Here is a 15,779-nt window from a genome sequence, read left to right on the forward strand (position 1 = left end):
AGCCGCCCTGGAGGTGATAGCTTGGACTATGCGCATAACCGTAAGAACAGGATATTATTGGCTATTATTGCAATGATTGTTGTTTACATAGCTGTTTCGGTCTATGGGGTCATCCGCGATATGACCGCCGGATCGACGGTGTTTGTTATATCTTCCGGTCTTCCTCCTGTCGAAGATGCGGAACGGGCAGCCCCTTTCCTGGAAAAAATTAAAAACTTCTTCTATCCTCCGGCAAAGTGGATTGTGCCGGTTGAGAAGTTAGTAAATATTAAGGGAAGGGTTATCTATACTGACGGTAGTCCTTACGCTAATGGACTGGTGGAGCTGCGAAGTGAACCTCGCCTCACCTATACTGATAGTGAGGGCTACTTTTATTTTGATAATGTCGAAGATGGGGAGCATATCGTCAGTGTTCTTGACCAAAATCGGATTTGGTTGGCCGGTTGCGAAGTGACTATTAACCGCAATTCAGCTATTGCCGATGCGCTCCTGATACAAACTGATATTAACACCTACGTGCTGGAGGTTGCGGTTGATGTAAAACTAATTGAAATAGTCCTCGAAATTCCGCGAGACGGCAGCGGTCAGCCCACCGGTCAGCCGATTATAAGGCCTGAAGTTATTGTACGGGAACGTTACTTGCCGGGGGAACAACCTGAAACTTCTCCTGAAACTCCGCCTGTGGTTCCGCCTGAAACTCCGCCTGTGGTTCCGCCTGTAACCCCGCCTGTTACACCACCGGTAACTCCCCCCGTGATTCCTCCCGTGATTCCCCCCAAAGATGCCCTTAGGGTATACAGTACAGTAGATGCCAAGGATTTTAATAAGGCTCCGGCAGCTGCTGCCGACATCAATATCTTTGGCAGCAGCAAGCGCATTGCTCCCGGTATGACCGGACTGCACAAATTTACAATTGATAATACCGCTAATCCCTTTGCTATTTATTATGATATTGATATACTGGAAACTAATAATTCGCTGAATATACCCATGAAATATCGTTTATATGATAATAAAACCAATCGTTATGTAAATGGTGATGCTAACTGGCATATAACCGCCGAGATCAGGGCGGTAACTGCAAATCCTGCAGCACCGTTCAGCATGGCCGACTCAATGAAGAACGACTATACCCTGGAATGGTTCTGGGATGATGGCGGTATCAGTGATAACAGTATCGCTGAACATGCGGGGGAAGTAGTATGTACTCTGACAATCCGGGTTTCAGCCCAGAGAAAATAAAAAGGATGGGATTAGATTGGTGCTGGACTGGAAACGAATAGCGATCAATTGTTTGAAATATGGCCTTTTTGGTTTTTTCACTCTGGTGATCTTGATTAATCTTTACCTGGGTATCAATAAGGCAGTTACTAAGAATCCAGTGCCCAAGTTTTTGGGTATGACCCCCTTGGTCGTTATGTCCGGCTCCATGGAGCCGGCGATTATGCCCGGGGATGTGGCAGTAATCCGGGAGCAGCCCTCCTCCAGGTATCAGCCCGGTGATGTGGTTACATACCTGGACGGCAGCATAACTTACACTCACCGTATTGTAGGAGAAGAAAACGGGGCCTTTATTCTCAAAGGTGATAATAATAATGCGGTCGATGATACAGTGGCAGCCGATCAGATTCTGGGTAAAATGCTGTTTAAGATACCGGGAATAGGAGTGGCTATCTTATTTTTTAAGACCCCGCCCGGCATGGTAGTGTTGCTCATTCTTTTAGTCCTATGCATATACAGCGAAGAATTATATCATAGGATACGCGCCGTCCATAAATAGCAGGTTCCATTCATGAAGGATAAATATCAGTTTCCATTTATGAAGTCAGCAATTGCAGGGACATATCAAACCAAAAGCTAATCAACTGAGGCCGGGGGTGAGATTGATGAAGCTTTCCAGAATTATTTTACGGCTTTTGGTTTTGGCAGTAGTAAGCTTTGTGATCTTGTCATCAACTCTGGCTCGGTATAGCGAGGAATATAGTGGTTCGGACACGGTGCTGATTGCTAAATGGAATTTCAGCGCCAAAGGTGAGGACGATGAACAGTATTATAATAAAGGGTTTACCTTTGATTTATTTAACGCAAGTGCCGTCGAACCAATGGACTGGGGCGAGAAAAGCTTCTCCTTAAGGAGTGGCAGCTCAGATGTAGACGTTGAATATAATGTTGAAATGAATGCCAATGAATTAATCAAACTTACTACAGACGATAATCAAGCGGTCATTGCTACTTATAGTGGGAAGGATGTTTATGCGCCTCTTATTTTCAAAGTGATGGCCACCATGAACGCAGGCGCGCAGGACAGTTCACCGCTCGTTTTTCAGACCGATTGGTTCAGGCTGCAGGATCAGGAACTGGATGAGCAAGGCTACTTCAGCATTTTTGATTTAGCGGACGGAAAACCAAGGTTTTCATATAGCAGTGCTGACGAAGCTACGGTTACAATCCAATGGCAATGGAATACCTCATATTTTATTAATGACACCGGCGTTGCGGCAGTAACATCGAATCCGACTACAGGCAGCGGAATATATCCTGAGTATTATCAACTTGCTTATGATCAGTATTACGGTTCAGGCGGTTTGCAGGAGCAGCATGAAGCTGCGGTTAATGCCATCGATGCCTATTTGAACGTACATGGCAGCCCGCAGCCCGATGGCACCTGGCCGCCTGAGAGTGAAGAATGCACGGAAGATCACTTTGCTGCTTATAACGCTCTGGTCGCGGCTGCAAATGCCGCCACTGACGCCTGTAATACTTCACTGTTAGCGGCCTATGATGATTATGACACCTTTGCCGCGCATGCTTTAAATGCCAAACCAATAGTACAGGTTATTTTCCGTATCAGCGGGGATCAGGTAGCACCTAATTAAAATGGAACAACAGAACGGCCCTTATTACATTCATTGATCATGGAAATTCAATGAACTAGCTTTTTTAAGCAAGGGAGTGAGAAAATGAAAGATCCTGGTCCCAAAAAAATCAAAGTACATATGTATTTAGCGTATCTTTTCTTAATATCTTTTTTGGTGACGGGGATTTCCTTTTCGCGCTTCAGCACGGTAATCCATAATTCCGGACCGGAAAATATAGTAATACCGGAGGTAGAGTTTCCCGCCTGGATTCTGGGTCACCAGGCGGATTCAGTAAATTTGGAGGATATGCAACCAGGAACTACGAGAATCATTCCTATCTCCATTACTAATCAGGATGAATCCGGACAGGTAAGCGGCTATAATCAAAGCGTTACCCTTGAGTTGCGGACTACCGGCAACCTTCCTTTGCAGTACGCTCTAACCAAAGCAGGCAGCCCTGTTTTGCTCAGTCAGCCGGACAGTAACCGCTATGTCAGTGCAGCACAGGAATTCACGGCCAATGTGGCGGAAACAAAATCTTATCAGCTGACGATCGTTTGGCCGCCAGGCAGCAAGAGTGATACATATAAAAATGAAATAGATTACATGCAGCTTCAATTACGGGCTGTTCAATCATAAAAGAGCGGGTGGCGGGGATGAAAAATAAATCTGCTAATATTTCCGATGATTTAAGTCAGAAACGTCCGAAAAAGCAAATGATGGTCTTCTCCCTGGCCGTTATTTTGCTGATTTGTTTTCCGGTGGCAGTTTTTGCCAGCTATATATATAATGTAGTGTTGAACAATTACGCAGCCACTGCCGATGAGGAGTTTTATTTTACCAGTGATCTGCTGGGGGCTGATTTATCAGCTATACCGACTTATTATCTCGGCACTGACTGGCAGTCAGCCGCGACAATCACCTTTAAACTGCGGAATTTTGACAGTACGCTGAATATATCGGCCAGTGACATAGCCTATTCTGTTACGGCAACGGCCTCAGGCAGCAGTGCCGAAGGAACTCTTGCCGCAGGGGGTTCACCGGGCAATGAAGCCACCATTGAGCTGTCTATTCCCGTACCTGCCGATCCAAACAGCCCTTTGACGGTCACAGTGACGGCGGTCTCCACTTCACCCTACACCAAAACCCTGCAAGGGATTTTTATCATCAACTCGGCACTCTCTTATACAATCGCTGACAATGCCGGTTCACCAATTGCCTGGCTGAAGGTAACCCTGGAGAAAGACAGCACTGCCGCCCTGACCAGGGCAGTAACCATTAATTGGCCAGTCGGTGCATCTCCTGATATGACCAACCCAATTGTAATAAACGCCACAAGCCTCGACCTTACCGCGAGAACAATGACGACTGTGCTTAATAAGGCGGCAGTATATGAGCTAATCTTTTTCAAGGATAGCCCTGCGGCAAACTATAGCGGGGTTACGGTGTCATAAGATTAGAAGTAGAAGATGGAAAATGCGGAATAAAGCACGGACGTTTCTAAGAAGTTTGCACACGGCAAAGTTAGGAGCATGAAGATGAAGAATACAGCACGGGAAAACAAATTGATTAAAGTCTTCATATACATGACAATGTTGCTGTCTGCTCTTATTACCCTGCTTTTTATCCCGGCTAGGCCCCTTTATGCTATCAGTGCGGAATGGAACGGCACGGCAGCCGGAGGCTTTGCGGGAGGGTCAGGCAGCCAGAGCGACCCATATCTGATCAGTACTGCGGAGCAGCTGGCTTATTTCTCCAACAGGGTAAATGCGGGTATCGATTACCAAGCGCAATACCTTAAGCTTACGCAGGATATTCTGCTTAATGCCATGACGGACAATTATACTTTTGACCCGGCGGACCAAAATAAACGTGAGTTTACCGCCATAGGATCAACGTCCGGAAGTAAGGCATTTAAAGGCGTTTTCGACGGCAACGGAATGAAGATAATCGGACTTTATATCAACCAGCCAACCAAGGACTACCAGGGTTTATTCGGCATTACGGACAAACATAATGGCATAGGGGATATCAATAACGTCTCGGTATACGGCGCAGTTACCGGCAAAGACTATGTGGGCGGCATAGCCGGTTATACGACAGGCTCAGTATTTCGCTGTATAAACTACTGTACGGTGAATGGGGTAAATCAAGTAGGCGGTATTGTTGGCTTGGCCTATAACAACAGCAGTATACGCAACTGCCTGAACTTAGGTGTGGTTAACGGTACGAATAATGTGGGCGGCGTCGCCGGGAGTGTCGACAAGAGTAATCTTGAGATGGGCAACAATCTGAATATCGGAGAGGTCACCGGCACCACAAATGTGGGCGGTGTAGCCGGTGTATATAACAGTGGTTCGGATTCATGGAACAATTACACAACTGTTGAACCGGCAATTGGTTCAATAGGGGGAAACGATGATATCGAAGACGGCGGAGTATTTATAGGCACAAACCCGACAGGAGAAGAGTGGGAAGAAATTATCGATAATTTAAACGGTCTGGAAGAAGCCAGAAATGAAGACGGTCACGATATTTGGACCGACATCATCGGCGGAGTCCCTACCATTGGAATATTTCTGCCCAGTGCCAAGGTTGCGGGGGGTAAATACTACACCTATGCAGTCGTGCCCGAGACAAGCACGCTTGCTGTCACAGCCGACAGCGCATTTAGCGTGGCTTACAGGGTCAGTTACTCAGCAGCAGCCGGTACCGAGCTTTCCACGCAGACTATCGGGTTTAAACAGGGATCCACTGCAGTAACACTGCCGGCAAATACTACGGTGATCATGCTGGCGGACGGAGTATACTACTATAAGAATCTGACGGAGGATCTGGCCGGCAGTATAACCCTCAATCAATTTATCAAGATGGGGACCACGGCAACAACCTATCCAAGTCAGACAGCGGCAGCAAACGCACACCGGTGTAACGGGTTATGATTACAAGACTGACGGCAAGTCCTATTTTTATGAAATTTATCTGGAGCAGTCCGGCGCAACGCTTAAGCTGCCTATCGGTACAATAGTCAATGGAACCCTCGTTTCTGGCTATTATCCCTATACATTTTTGTCGGCAAATGTCGACAGCGCAACTGCCGTAAGTATTGATATGAGCGGCTGTGATAATCCATTGACAGCCGGTGAATATACTATGCAGGTCAAAGTCTACGCCAGTTCCTATGCCGCGACCCCCCGAAACGGGAGTCTGCTGGCCGCCGGGTCAGTGCCCATAACACTTTCAGCCTGCGAAAAATACGGTATCAGGGCCGTTGCCGGGACACAGTTTTTTGATGCATCAGCGGCAGCTGTGTCCGTTCCCTTTACCATTCAAACCCTGGGTACAGGAAACGTGCAAGTCACCCTTCAACGAAAATATGGCAGCAGCTCCTATGCCAATGTTCCCGGCCAGGTGAATCAACCTGTGAACATAGTGGGAGAAGCGGCAAGCCTCACTATTCCTGCGGGCAGCCCGAAAGGTACTTACCGCTTTGTTTTGACCATTTACAACTCATTGACACCTAGAGCTAAATCAATTCAGAATATAATCATTAAATAGGGCAAAAGGATTGCTTTCTATTGATGTTTCCAGCCAACATTTTTTGCATCCTCGATGTTCGCTATAGCCTCTTAAAGTGTCTCGCCCTGGTAGTTGAGGGGAATCTCTCGTCACTGCTTGCCAGGAAAAAGAGATGTTATTCCTGCAAATATTTGGTATAATGTTAAAGAAGTATTTCACAAGGTAAAAACGCGAAAGGAGAATAGTAAATTGGATAATGATCAATTTCAGAATCTAGTGATTAAGAAACTTGAAGAACAAGATCAATTTCAGAATCTAGTGATTAAGAAACTTGAAGAACAAGATCAATTTCAGAATCTAGTGATTAAGAAACTTGAAGAACAAGATCAATTCAAGGATCTAGTGATTAAGAAACTTGAAGAACAAGATCAATTCAAGGATCTAGTGGTTAAGAAATTTGAAGAACAAGATCAATTTCAGGAATTGGCAATTAAACATTTTGGAGAAATTCAAAACCAATTTGGGATTGTCTTTAGAAAATTAGAAGAACATGATACCCGATTCGAGTTAATAGATAAGAAATTAGAAGAACATGATACCCGATTCGACCATCTGGAAATATTGTCAAGGCAACATCATGAAGAACTTGAATTAATCGCCAGGCAAGTTGAAACCCAAGAGCGCACGGATATTTCTAATGCAAAGTTTTACTTAGTAAAAGTGCCGGAATGATTATTAAAAGTGGATAAGCAAAATTCCCACCTCTCAAGCATAAGTATTAGAACAGTGCGAAAGGGGTGGAGTAGATGTTCGCGGAATTAATTATTGTCAGTATGGCACTCTCCGTTCTTAAGGGAGTTTCTTTACTGGTCTCGTATATCAACAATAATGCCTTTCCCCAGCCCTTAAATGAAAAAGATGAAGCGCGTTATTTACAAATCCTTAGTATAAGTAAAACAGAACCCTTTACCCTTACCCGTGAGGTTGAGCAAGCGCGTAATACGCTAGTGGAGCACAATTTGCGCTTGGTAGCTCATCTTGTCAAGAAATTCGATGGAACAGGGGAAGACGGCGACGACCTGATTTCCATTGGCACGATTGGGTTAATCAAGGGGATTAATACGTTTGATCCAAATAAAGGGACCAAGCTTGCCACCTATGCGGCTCGTTGTATAGAAAACGAGATCTTGATGCATTTGCGCTCACTAAAAAAATCCCGGGGAGAAGTTTCAATTTACGATCCGATTGGGATGGATAAAGAGGGTAATGAGATTTCTTTAATCGATGTACTTGGTTCAAACGAGGAGGATATTTCTGTAAAGGTTGAAAACGAGTCAGAGCAAAAAGCTCTGCTCGAACTTGTCAAGAAGTTAAACCGAAGGGAAAAAACGGTGCTTCAGTGGCGTTATGGGTTGAGGAACAGTCCTAAACGGACACAAAGGGAGATAGCCAAGGCCCTGGATATTTCTCGTTCGTATGTTTCCCGCATTGAAAAGAAAGCGATTCAAAAATTAATGGAAGAAATGAGAAAGATTAATTCTAAAAAATAAGTCCATTACTTGCTTACGAGGTATCCTCTAAGGTATAATCATAGAAACATCTGCAATACCATGGAGGATTCAATGATTAAGTATTTTCAACCAACAATTCAAGCGCCTTCCCTTGATCTTATTTCGGTTGAGCAACTTACTCGGGACGGGATCAAAGGGCTTATTATAGACTTGGATAATACTATGACCCCATGGAATGATGTCGAAGTAGCTCCTAAAGTGACAAAGTGGTTTCTAAAAGTTAAGGCTGCCGGTATTAGTGCGTGCGTTGTGTCCAACTGCAGTAAGCGCCAGCGCGTAGCCGTTGTTGCGGATTACTTGGATATTCCTTTTGTTTTCGGGGCGTTTAAGCCTCGAAGAAGAGCGTTTCGGGTGGGCATGAGACTTTTGGGAACAGAGTATAAGAATACGGCTGTGATTGGAGATCAGTTGTTTACGGATATCCTGGGTGGAAATCGGCTCGGCCTTTACACGATATTAGTCACCCCCATTAATGATCGTGAATTTATAGGAACTCGCTTTCTGCGTCGAATGGAGAAGGTGCTCGTCTGGTTGATGAAGCATTGCGCTCCGGCGAAACCCGTTAGCCCAAGATAGATTGAGAATTGAGAATTGAGAATTAAGGGAATGGTCAGCCATTCCTTTTTCATGCTTTATGGAGCGCCCCTTCCCGCCATATGGCATCTAGCCATCCAGGCGATGCTCTAACCCCGAACGTCCTGTTCGAGTCATAGCCAACGGTCTAATCTCGAATGTTCTGTTCGAGTCCTGGCCAGCGAATTCATGAAGTAAAGGAATGTTATAAATGGAGAAACATTATGCGGTTATCGGGGATCCAATTGAACACTCCCTCTCTCCAAGGATGCACAATGCCGGGTATGAAGCCTTAGGAATTGACGCAGAGTACCAACGTTTTCACGTAAAGCCCAGCTATTTGGCGGAGGCGGTAGATGGCCTTTGTGCCCTGGGGTTTTCCGGTTGGAACGTAACTCTGCCCCATAAGGAGAAGGTCACTTCCCACCTGGATACGCTTACTCCCCAGGCCAGGCGCGTTGGTGCTGTCAATACCGTGAAAATCCATGAGGGGAAGCGAATTGGTCATAACACGGATGGCGATGGGTTTATCCGTTCTGTGGAAGGAAATCTCAACGGGTTTAAGGGGAAAAAAGCAGTTTTACTCGGGGCGGGCGGAGCCTCTAAAGGGATTGCCTTAGCACTGTCTGCACAGGGTATGCAAGTACATATTCTTAATCGCACGCCTGAAAAGGCAACGGTTCTAGTGGAGTTGATTAAGCATTGGGGTGGAACGGCAACGTCTGGGAAGTTTGCTCCAGGGGACTGGATTGAGGATGTCGATCTTTTGGTGCAGACGACTTCGGTTGGGTTACGTGGTGAGCCATTTCCGTTTTCCGTACAAGGAATTTCTGAAAAAGCGCTCGTTGTCGATATTATCTTTAACCCCAGGGAAACGGCTTTTCTACAAGAGGCCAAAAAACAAGGGTGCCGAACGCTTAACGGTTTAGGTATGCTGCTTTATCAAGGGGCTTTAGCTTGGGAGTTCTGGCTGGGAGGTCAAGCTCCCGTCGAGGTAATGCGACAGGCCTTGTATAGGGCACAGTCCTGACAGATATATACATGTGTAGCAGGGCACGGTCTTGATAGATATATCCATGTATAGAAAACAGTCCTGACCGTCCTGTTACGGAAGAGTGGGTGTAAATCGTTTTAAGATTTGCCGTGGATTAAGCCGAGAGCAAAAGGAAAGATAGAAATGAGCAGAGTCAGAGTCAGGATTAAGGAGCGAGGATATACGCTGCTGGAAATGTTGCTTGTTTTGATTCTCATATCGGGTGCGGGTTTCGTGCTCCTCGTTAAGCTTCCGATACACTTTGAACAGCAGCATCTGGACCTGGCGTCTACCCAATTACTGGAGGAAATCAGGGATGTCCGGCAGGCCGCCCTGGCGGAGAATAACTGGTATGCGATGAAGTTTTATTATCAACCGGGGGATCACCATTATCAGATCTTTCGCCAAGGCACAAGAGTGAAGGATGTCTATTTAAAAGATGGGATTGAGTTTATTGGAGCACCAGGGGATAAAGACGGTAAAATAACCTTTAATGCTGCAGGGAGAAGTGTCGGAACAACTATCACCTTGACAAACTCATCAGGTGAGCGCAAGAGCGTCGTTGTTGCCCCAGTGGGTATGCGGATCAGAGAAAAGTAATAGGGAGAGGGGACCGATAGTGCGGTTTTTAACGGCAGGAGAATCACACGGTCAGAAATTAGTTGGAATTATCGAAGGCCTTCCGTCAGGAATAAAGATTTCCAAGGAACGAGTCGATGAGGTATTAAGAAAGCGTCAGCAAGGCCCCGGGCGTGGTGGGCGAATGGCTATCGAACTGGATGAGGTTCACTTCATTTCCGGAGTCCGCGGCGGCTTAAGTACAGGGGCGCCGCTGGCGTTGGAGATTTTAAACCGTGATTGGGAAAACTGGGCGGGGATCATGGCTTGGGGAGAAGATGCTGATCTGGAGAGCAGAAAAGTAATGACCCCTCGACCAGGACATGCCGACTTAACCGGAGCTCTCAAATACCGCACCGAAGTTCGGAATATCCTGGAGAGAGCGAGCGCCAGAGAGACGGCCATGCGGGTCGCGATTGGCAGCATTGTTAGACAAGGGTTATCCGCCCTTGGGGTGGAGATCAGAGGGCATGTTCTCGCTGTAGGCGGCGTTCATGCGGAGTATATTGACGAGAGAGAGTATTGGCAGCGTGTAAAACTATCGGAGTGGTCCGTGGGTGACCCTGTAGCTGAACAAAAGATGGGGGAACGACTCCTTGCAGCTCGGGAGCAGGGTGAATCCCTGGGCGGACTATTAGAGGTACAGGTACATAATCTTCCCGCCGGACTGGGCTCCCATGTGCAGTGGGACCGCAAGTTAGATGGAAAACTGGCCCAGGCAGTTCTCTCCGTACAAGCGATGAAAGGGGTCTCTTTTGGGCTGGGATTTGAAGCAGGGGAACGTATGGGTTCGTTGGTTCATGATCCGATTATTTATCGCCAGGGGCAAGGCTTTGCCAGGGCCTCCAACCATGCGGGAGGAATTGAAGGGGGAATGAGCAATGGGGAAGCCATTATCCTTCAAGCGGTTATGAAACCGATCCCAACCTTGTATCGGCCTCTGGACACGGTACATCTGGCAACCAAGGAGGTGGCTAAGGCTAGTGTTGAAAGATCAGATGTTTGTGCTGTGCCGGCGGCCTTGGTTGTTTTGGAACATGTGGTGGCTTGGGTGATCGCCGAAGCGGTGCTTGAGAAATTTCCGGCGGATAGTTTTATGGAATTACAAACAGCCTGGGAGGCTTATCTAGAAAACTTACTTACTTTGAAGTTCTAGCTTCATCGTAAATAGACCGAACACACGATGCAAGAAATTCGAACAGCAAATTCGAACATCGAACATCGAACATCGAATTTAAGAGGGTGATCTCTATGCAAAACATCGTTCTCATCGGCTTTATGGGAACCGGCAAAAGCACAGTTGGCAGACGCCTGGCCCAGTCACTGGCTTGGAATTTTTTCGACACAGACTATGTAATTGAAGACGTTACCAACTTGAGTGTGACTGAAATTTTCCGACGGCATGGAGAGACCCGTTTTCGTTCGGAGGAAAGGATCGTAGTTAAGCGGCTCAGTCAGCAGGAGCGAATCGTGATTGCGACGGGAGGCGGGACCGTGTTAAACCCGCTCAACTGGGAAGCTTTGGCCAAGAATGGGATTATGATCGGTCTTCATGCCTCGATTGAAGCAATTCTCAGCCGAATCGGACATAAACATAACCGCCCGCTTCTCAAGGGTCCAAGAGAGGAGATAGAAAAATTATGGTCCGAACGGCAAAAATATTACGCCAAGGCTGACTTTACAGTGGATACGTCTCAAAAAAATATCGATGAAGTGGTCAACGAGATTTTGGCATGGCTGGGAAGGATGGATAATTGTGAGTTTTGCAGAGTTGCAAAAGATTGAAGTAACGGCGGATAGACCGTACCCAGTGTTTTTAGGAGCCCCTCTCGAAGAGTTAGGGGCGTACCTTCATTCTCAATTTGAAGATCTGGAGCACATTTTGATTATTTCAGATCATGCAGTCAGAGATCTTTACGCAGAGCGTCTTAAGAAAGGCTTTTTTGACAAGCGCGTGAATCTATTGACAGTACCTGCCGGAGAAAAGGAAAAATCGCTGGAACGTTTGAGCCAGCTTACGACAGCGGCACTGCGTTGCGGTGCGGACCGTCATACTCTTGTTATTGCCCTTGGAGGCGGAGTGATCGGAGATTTGGCCGGTTTTTTTGCCAGTGCCTTCATGCGGGGGATACGTTTGATTCAAGCTCCTACCACGTTATTGGCGCAAGTGGACAGTAGTATTGGCGGGAAAGTTGCGGTGAATCTTCCGGCCGGTAAGAATATATTGGGAGCATTTTATCCTCCACGGGCAGTTTGGACAGATTTCACAACGCTGGACAGCTTGCCCTGGGGAGAAGTTGAAAATGGTTTAGCGGAAAGCATAAAGCATGCCTTGATTGCCGACATGGGTCTTTTTGAGTTTTTTGAAACACAGCAAGAGAGCCTTAAGCAACGGGATCCCTTGATTTGGCGCGAAATGGTAAGCCGATCTTCAGCTGTCAAGGTGGGGATTGTTTCTCAAGATGAACGGGAACAAGGGAAACGTGCCTTGCTGAATCTAGGACATAGTTTCGGGCATGCCTTGGAAACGGAGATGAACTACCGTGGCGTGACCCATGGTCAAGGGGTGAGCATCGGTCTGGTGGCGGCTGCTTATCTGGCCAAGGCCAAAGGGTTGATGACCGTGGCTGAGGTTGAGCGCATCAAGCTTTTGCTGAACACTTTTGGGCTGCCGACCGAAATTGGCGAGATTACGAGTATCGAGCAAGACCCAAAGGCTTTGTTGCAACGGATGCAAACGGATAAGAAAAACCTGGGGGGACGAAAGATCCTGATTCTGCCGCATGGGATTGGGCGAGCGGTTATATCCAAGGAGTGTACTGATCAGGAGATATTGGATGCCTGGAAACAGGTAGTTTCAGCAGACTGAGGTTAGACCTTCGAATTCATCGGAAAGGGGTCTGGCAAGGATCGAGAGATCTTTGCCAGATTTTTCAATTATAAATTCAGTTCGCCTCGACCCTGAAAATTAAATGTAATACCATCATCATAAGAAATTCTAGTGATAACAATGTCCCCTAAATTTGTCTGATATTCTTTCGGTTCAAAACTTTCAGATGATTTAACAATACCAAAACCATACCAATCATCTAATGAACAACTGAATTGTTTTATAATATATACCTGAACATCAGCAGTAAATTCATTTGTTGTCATTGTTCCGTTCCATACTCTCATAAATTCACGCTTCTCTCTGATGCTTTATGAATTCATAGAAATATTGTAACATAATTGTACTTAGTTATAAAAGGTATATGGAAACTATGCAATTTCTGACCTGGCAAGGAAACTGAATATACCGGCATCAATGGTCTCAAAAGTCAGAAGTGGTAAAGTTAAGGAACTAAAGCTGTGGATGAAATAATTAGGGAGATTAATAAAAAAGGAATATTTCAAGCCTGACCCCGAATTAGCGCGAATTCCTCACTCATGCGGATTCCCGACCTCGAATTCCTATATCTTTGATTTACTGCGATGATTTATTTTGTTTCGTCATAACCTTGTGACTTGATTACTGTGTATATTGATACTGGAACTATCAGGAAAAAAACAATTCCAGCAGCTAACTTCTGATTCAAGAACATGAGCAGTGTAGCAATCAGAATAATACCAGATAAGACAAATAAGATGTTCGCGATAAATTCTCTTAGGTTCTTAATGTTAACATTCTTTTTATTCTCCTCAGACATTGTATAGTAGCCCCTTACTACAAATACCATTTATCGTCCGGAAGGAAATAGTAGCGTTTATTGGGAATATCTGCAATTTATTTAGAGAGAATAGCAAATCGACGTATTTCTGACCAAGATACGTCGACGCTCGTCGATGTGGCAGGAGTTTCAAAAGTGGATAGAGAAAGTAAAAAAAGGAAAAATGAGACTATATCTTCGGACATGGTGGTGAAAATTATTGGAAGTAGGAGCAAGAGATGGGCAAAAGAGAATAATTGGCAAGCCGGTTTTACTTTATTAGAACTATTGTTGGTTCTTTTCCTAATGGGAGTTATTTTGACCTTAGTCACGCCCCATTTTAGTTCAGCGACAAATCGGGTTCGGATTCGTGTCGATCTAGCCAACAGAGAAAGAATTGAAGGAGCTGCTCAACTTTACCGGATTGATACCGGAACTTATCCCTCAAATGTTTCGGACCTGGTTTACCCTTCGACGAACGCAAATGGCTGGCGGGGTCCTTATTTGGACGAAATCCCCATAAATCCTTTTAATGATACACAAGTTTATCAGATCGATGCTTTGGGGCAAGTGAAATAGAACGCTAGCTCTTAGACCGGTCTGGGGGAAGGGAGGGAGAAAGCAGAAAAACATTAAGGGGGGATGACGACGGACAAAACAAAGGCCTCGCAAGGGTATGTGCTGTTTGATGTATTGCTGGGCCTGTTCCTTTTTTCCTTAGGGTTTGCGGTGCTCTTTGGTTTGACAGAGGGAGCAGTTTCCGAAGCCCGGCAAGCCTCTAGCCTTATGGAAGGGGCAAATCTTGCCCAGGAAATTATGGATCGCTTGGCTGTCCAGATATGGAGTGAGAATATCGCTCGGCAAGCCTGCATACCGGGAGGGACGGTGGAAGGACACGAAGGGAAATTTCGCTGGCTGATAGTGTCAGATTGGGATGATATTCCACAACTTTTGAGAGTCAGTGTGGAAGTGCGTTGGGTTGAACGGGGAAATCCTGCTTGGTATAAACTGGAGAGCCTTTATGCTGTTGAATAGAGGGGGGGTCTATACAGAATGTGGTTTCACTCTCCTGGAGACTTTAATTGCCTTAGTAATTTCTGGGGTTTTGCTGATGACTTCGATGCGCATAATGACGGATCAGTGGCGGGGGACACGTGCACTTAAAAATCATTTGGAAGCGCACTACTCTGTTATGACGGCTGGAAAAACCGTTTCCGATGCGATTCGTATGGCGAAAAGCGTGGAATGGGTCAAAGATCCTGGAGTGTTAAGGGTTTTGCCGATGCCTGATGATGCTAACCCAATACCCACGCTTGACTCTTATTTCATTGATGATTTGGATCGGGATGGGACGAAAGACCTTTACTGGAGACATTTAGGCAGTTCGCAGCCTTTGGCAAGTTATCTGGCAAAATGGGAATGTACGGAGGTGGAACCGGGGTTGTGGGAAGTATTTCTGGAGGCAAGTGTAGGTGGACAAAGTACGACCTGGCGTGGAGTCATCCGGAGGCGGACGTATTCGCCCGTGTCTCCAATAAGCACAGGTCAACCGGTTATGCCACCCTTCTGATCCTCCTTCTTTTAACGACTTTGTCAGGACTGGGGATGGAAGGGTATCTTAAAGCAAATGCGGAGAACCGAATGGTGAGACGTGTTACCCAAAGCCAACAGGCCCTCTACGTGGCTGAAGGGGGAATTGAGTGGGCGAAAGCTCATCTGCTTGTCAACCCTGAACTGCGAGGGGGGAGCTTATCTTTAGCTACCGGGCGTGTTGATATCGTAATTGAGTTGAGTGGAGGAGGGTATAAAGTAACTTCTGAAGGACGATCGGGTTTGGCCGTTCGAAAAATTGAACAAATAGTTCAGTTAGAAAGCGGAAAGTGGGTCATGAAGAGCTATCAGGAGTTACATAGGTAAC

Annotated in this window: 21 protein-coding genes; 19 read left to right on the forward strand and 2 right to left on the reverse strand. The window is 46.1% G+C overall.

Annotated features, from left to right (window positions below):
• The 15 genes from AC6I5A_RS01635 to aroB form a co-directional block, all read left to right on the forward strand.
• On the forward strand, positions 1-1,242 hold a 1,242-nt coding region (locus AC6I5A_RS01635; protein ID WP_034610961.1), incomplete at its 5' end, for a carboxypeptidase-like regulatory domain-containing protein.
• A gap of 19 nt (positions 1,243-1,261) precedes the next feature.
• A complete protein-coding gene (locus AC6I5A_RS01640) occupies positions 1,262-1,780 on the forward strand; it encodes a signal peptidase I (protein ID WP_497900424.1) in 519 nt (172 codons plus the stop codon).
• Positions 1,781-1,886: 106 nt separating this feature from the next.
• Positions 1,887-2,876 (forward strand): hypothetical protein, encoded by a 990-nt coding sequence (locus AC6I5A_RS01645; RefSeq protein ID WP_034610964.1) that lies wholly within the window; start codon positions 1,887-1,889, stop codon positions 2,874-2,876.
• Positions 2,877-2,960: 84 nt separating this feature from the next.
• Complete coding sequence (locus AC6I5A_RS01650) at positions 2,961-3,497, forward strand: hypothetical protein (protein WP_034610966.1); 537 nt, start codon at positions 2,961-2,963, stop codon at positions 3,495-3,497.
• A 17-nt stretch (positions 3,498-3,514) separates the two neighbouring features.
• Positions 3,515-4,312, forward strand: coding sequence for a hypothetical protein (locus AC6I5A_RS01655; protein ID WP_034610968.1), 798 nt, complete (start codon positions 3,515-3,517; stop codon positions 4,310-4,312).
• 84 nt (positions 4,313-4,396) lie between these two features.
• Complete coding sequence (locus AC6I5A_RS01660) at positions 4,397-5,800, forward strand: hypothetical protein (RefSeq protein ID WP_034610969.1); 1,404 nt, start codon at positions 4,397-4,399, stop codon at positions 5,798-5,800.
• Positions 5,801-5,969: 169 nt separating this feature from the next.
• Entirely contained in the window at positions 5,970-6,416 is a 447-nt protein-coding gene (locus AC6I5A_RS01665; RefSeq protein ID WP_497900414.1) for a hypothetical protein, read from the forward strand.
• 210 nt (positions 6,417-6,626) lie between these two features.
• Positions 6,627-7,109: a hypothetical protein gene (locus tag AC6I5A_RS01670; protein ID WP_497900415.1), complete on the forward strand. Its 483-nt coding sequence runs from the start codon at positions 6,627-6,629 to the stop codon at positions 7,107-7,109.
• Positions 7,110-7,183: 74 nt separating this feature from the next.
• The gene (gene sigK / locus AC6I5A_RS01675; protein WP_034610975.1) at positions 7,184-7,927 is read left to right on the forward strand and encodes an RNA polymerase sporulation sigma factor SigK; all 744 of its coding nucleotides are present in this window, start codon (positions 7,184-7,186) and stop codon (positions 7,925-7,927) included.
• A 48-nt stretch (positions 7,928-7,975) separates the two neighbouring features.
• The gene (locus AC6I5A_RS01680; protein WP_497900425.1) at positions 7,976-8,524 is read left to right on the forward strand and encodes a YqeG family HAD IIIA-type phosphatase; all 549 of its coding nucleotides are present in this window, start codon (positions 7,976-7,978) and stop codon (positions 8,522-8,524) included.
• A gap of 208 nt (positions 8,525-8,732) precedes the next feature.
• A complete protein-coding gene (gene aroE / locus AC6I5A_RS01685; RefSeq protein WP_034610980.1) occupies positions 8,733-9,551 on the forward strand; it encodes a shikimate dehydrogenase in 819 nt (272 codons plus the stop codon).
• 147 nt (positions 9,552-9,698) lie between these two features.
• Positions 9,699-10,154 (forward strand): prepilin-type N-terminal cleavage/methylation domain-containing protein, encoded by a 456-nt coding sequence (locus AC6I5A_RS01690; protein WP_034610982.1) that lies wholly within the window; start codon positions 9,699-9,701, stop codon positions 10,152-10,154.
• A gap of 19 nt (positions 10,155-10,173) precedes the next feature.
• Positions 10,174-11,328 carry a chorismate synthase gene (aroC, locus tag AC6I5A_RS01695; protein WP_034610984.1) on the forward strand — a complete coding sequence of 385 codons (1,155 nt, stop codon included), beginning with the start codon at positions 10,174-10,176 and terminating at the stop codon, positions 11,326-11,328.
• A gap of 95 nt (positions 11,329-11,423) precedes the next feature.
• Positions 11,424-11,957 carry a shikimate kinase gene (locus AC6I5A_RS01700; RefSeq protein ID WP_497900416.1) on the forward strand — a complete coding sequence of 178 codons (534 nt, stop codon included), beginning with the start codon at positions 11,424-11,426 and terminating at the stop codon, positions 11,955-11,957.
• Complete coding sequence (aroB, locus tag AC6I5A_RS01705) at positions 11,929-13,041, forward strand: 3-dehydroquinate synthase (protein ID WP_034610989.1); 1,113 nt, start codon at positions 11,929-11,931, stop codon at positions 13,039-13,041. Before AC6I5A_RS01700 ends, aroB begins: the two co-directional genes overlap by 29 nt.
• Positions 13,042-13,109: 68 nt before the next feature.
• On the opposite strand, the gene AC6I5A_RS01710 is transcribed toward aroB, so the two are convergent.
• Positions 13,110-13,349: a hypothetical protein gene (locus AC6I5A_RS01710; protein WP_034610991.1), complete on the reverse strand. Its 240-nt coding sequence runs from the start codon at positions 13,347-13,349 to the stop codon at positions 13,110-13,112.
• A gap of 302 nt (positions 13,350-13,651) precedes the next feature.
• Positions 13,652-13,891, reverse strand: coding sequence for a DUF3784 domain-containing protein (locus AC6I5A_RS01715; RefSeq protein ID WP_497900417.1), 240 nt, complete (start codon positions 13,889-13,891; stop codon positions 13,652-13,654).
• Positions 13,892-14,017: 126 nt separating this feature from the next.
• Between AC6I5A_RS01715 and AC6I5A_RS01720 the strand changes: the two genes are divergently transcribed.
• From AC6I5A_RS01720 to AC6I5A_RS01735, 4 genes are all read left to right on the forward strand, one after another.
• Complete coding sequence (locus AC6I5A_RS01720) at positions 14,018-14,440, forward strand: type II secretion system protein GspG (protein ID WP_497900418.1); 423 nt, start codon at positions 14,018-14,020, stop codon at positions 14,438-14,440.
• 63 nt (positions 14,441-14,503) lie between these two features.
• On the forward strand, positions 14,504-14,896 hold the full coding sequence (locus AC6I5A_RS01725) for a hypothetical protein (RefSeq protein WP_034610996.1): 393 nt from the start codon (positions 14,504-14,506) through the stop codon (positions 14,894-14,896).
• Positions 14,883-15,431 carry a PulJ/GspJ family protein gene (locus AC6I5A_RS01730; protein WP_034611000.1) on the forward strand — a complete coding sequence of 183 codons (549 nt, stop codon included), beginning with the start codon at positions 14,883-14,885 and terminating at the stop codon, positions 15,429-15,431. Before AC6I5A_RS01725 ends, AC6I5A_RS01730 begins: the two co-directional genes overlap by 14 nt.
• 35 nt (positions 15,432-15,466) lie before the next feature.
• The gene (locus AC6I5A_RS01735; protein WP_034611003.1) at positions 15,467-15,778 is read left to right on the forward strand and encodes a hypothetical protein; all 312 of its coding nucleotides are present in this window, start codon (positions 15,467-15,469) and stop codon (positions 15,776-15,778) included.
• Position 15,779: the final 1 nt, after the last annotated feature.

It is taken from the genome of Desulfosporosinus sp. Tol-M2 (assembly GCF_059735615.1).

Bases quoted from the DNA above. Each gene is read 5' to 3' on its own strand.
- AC6I5A_RS01645 (WP_034610964.1), top strand. From the start codon at position 1,887: ATGAAGCTTTCCAGAATTATTTTACGGCTTTTGGTTTTGGCAGTAGTA.
- AC6I5A_RS01650 (WP_034610966.1), top strand. From the start codon at position 2,961: ATGAAAGATCCTGGTCCCAAAAAAATCAAAGTACATATGTATTTAGCG.
- AC6I5A_RS01655 (WP_034610968.1), top strand. From the start codon at position 3,515: ATGAAAAATAAATCTGCTAATATTTCCGATGATTTAAGTCAGAAACGT.
- AC6I5A_RS01660 (WP_034610969.1), top strand. From the start codon at position 4,397: ATGAAGAATACAGCACGGGAAAACAAATTGATTAAAGTCTTCATATAC.
- AC6I5A_RS01665 (WP_497900414.1), top strand. From the start codon at position 5,970: ATGAGCGGCTGTGATAATCCATTGACAGCCGGTGAATATACTATGCAG.
- sigK (WP_034610975.1), top strand. From the start codon at position 7,184: ATGTTCGCGGAATTAATTATTGTCAGTATGGCACTCTCCGTTCTTAAG.
- aroE (WP_034610980.1), top strand. From the start codon at position 8,733: ATGGAGAAACATTATGCGGTTATCGGGGATCCAATTGAACACTCCCTC.
- AC6I5A_RS01690 (WP_034610982.1), top strand. From the start codon at position 9,699: ATGAGCAGAGTCAGAGTCAGGATTAAGGAGCGAGGATATACGCTGCTG.
- AC6I5A_RS01700 (WP_497900416.1), top strand. From the start codon at position 11,424: ATGCAAAACATCGTTCTCATCGGCTTTATGGGAACCGGCAAAAGCACA.
- AC6I5A_RS01710 (WP_034610991.1), bottom strand. From the start codon at position 13,349: ATGAGAGTATGGAACGGAACAATGACAACAAATGAATTTACTGCTGAT.
- AC6I5A_RS01715 (WP_497900417.1), bottom strand. From the start codon at position 13,891: ATGGTATTTGTAGTAAGGGGCTACTATACAATGTCTGAGGAGAATAAA.
- AC6I5A_RS01725 (WP_034610996.1), top strand. From the start codon at position 14,504: ATGACGACGGACAAAACAAAGGCCTCGCAAGGGTATGTGCTGTTTGAT.
- AC6I5A_RS01730 (WP_034611000.1), top strand. From the start codon at position 14,883: ATGCTGTTGAATAGAGGGGGGGTCTATACAGAATGTGGTTTCACTCTC.
- AC6I5A_RS01735 (WP_034611003.1), top strand. From the start codon at position 15,467: ATGGAAGGGTATCTTAAAGCAAATGCGGAGAACCGAATGGTGAGACGT.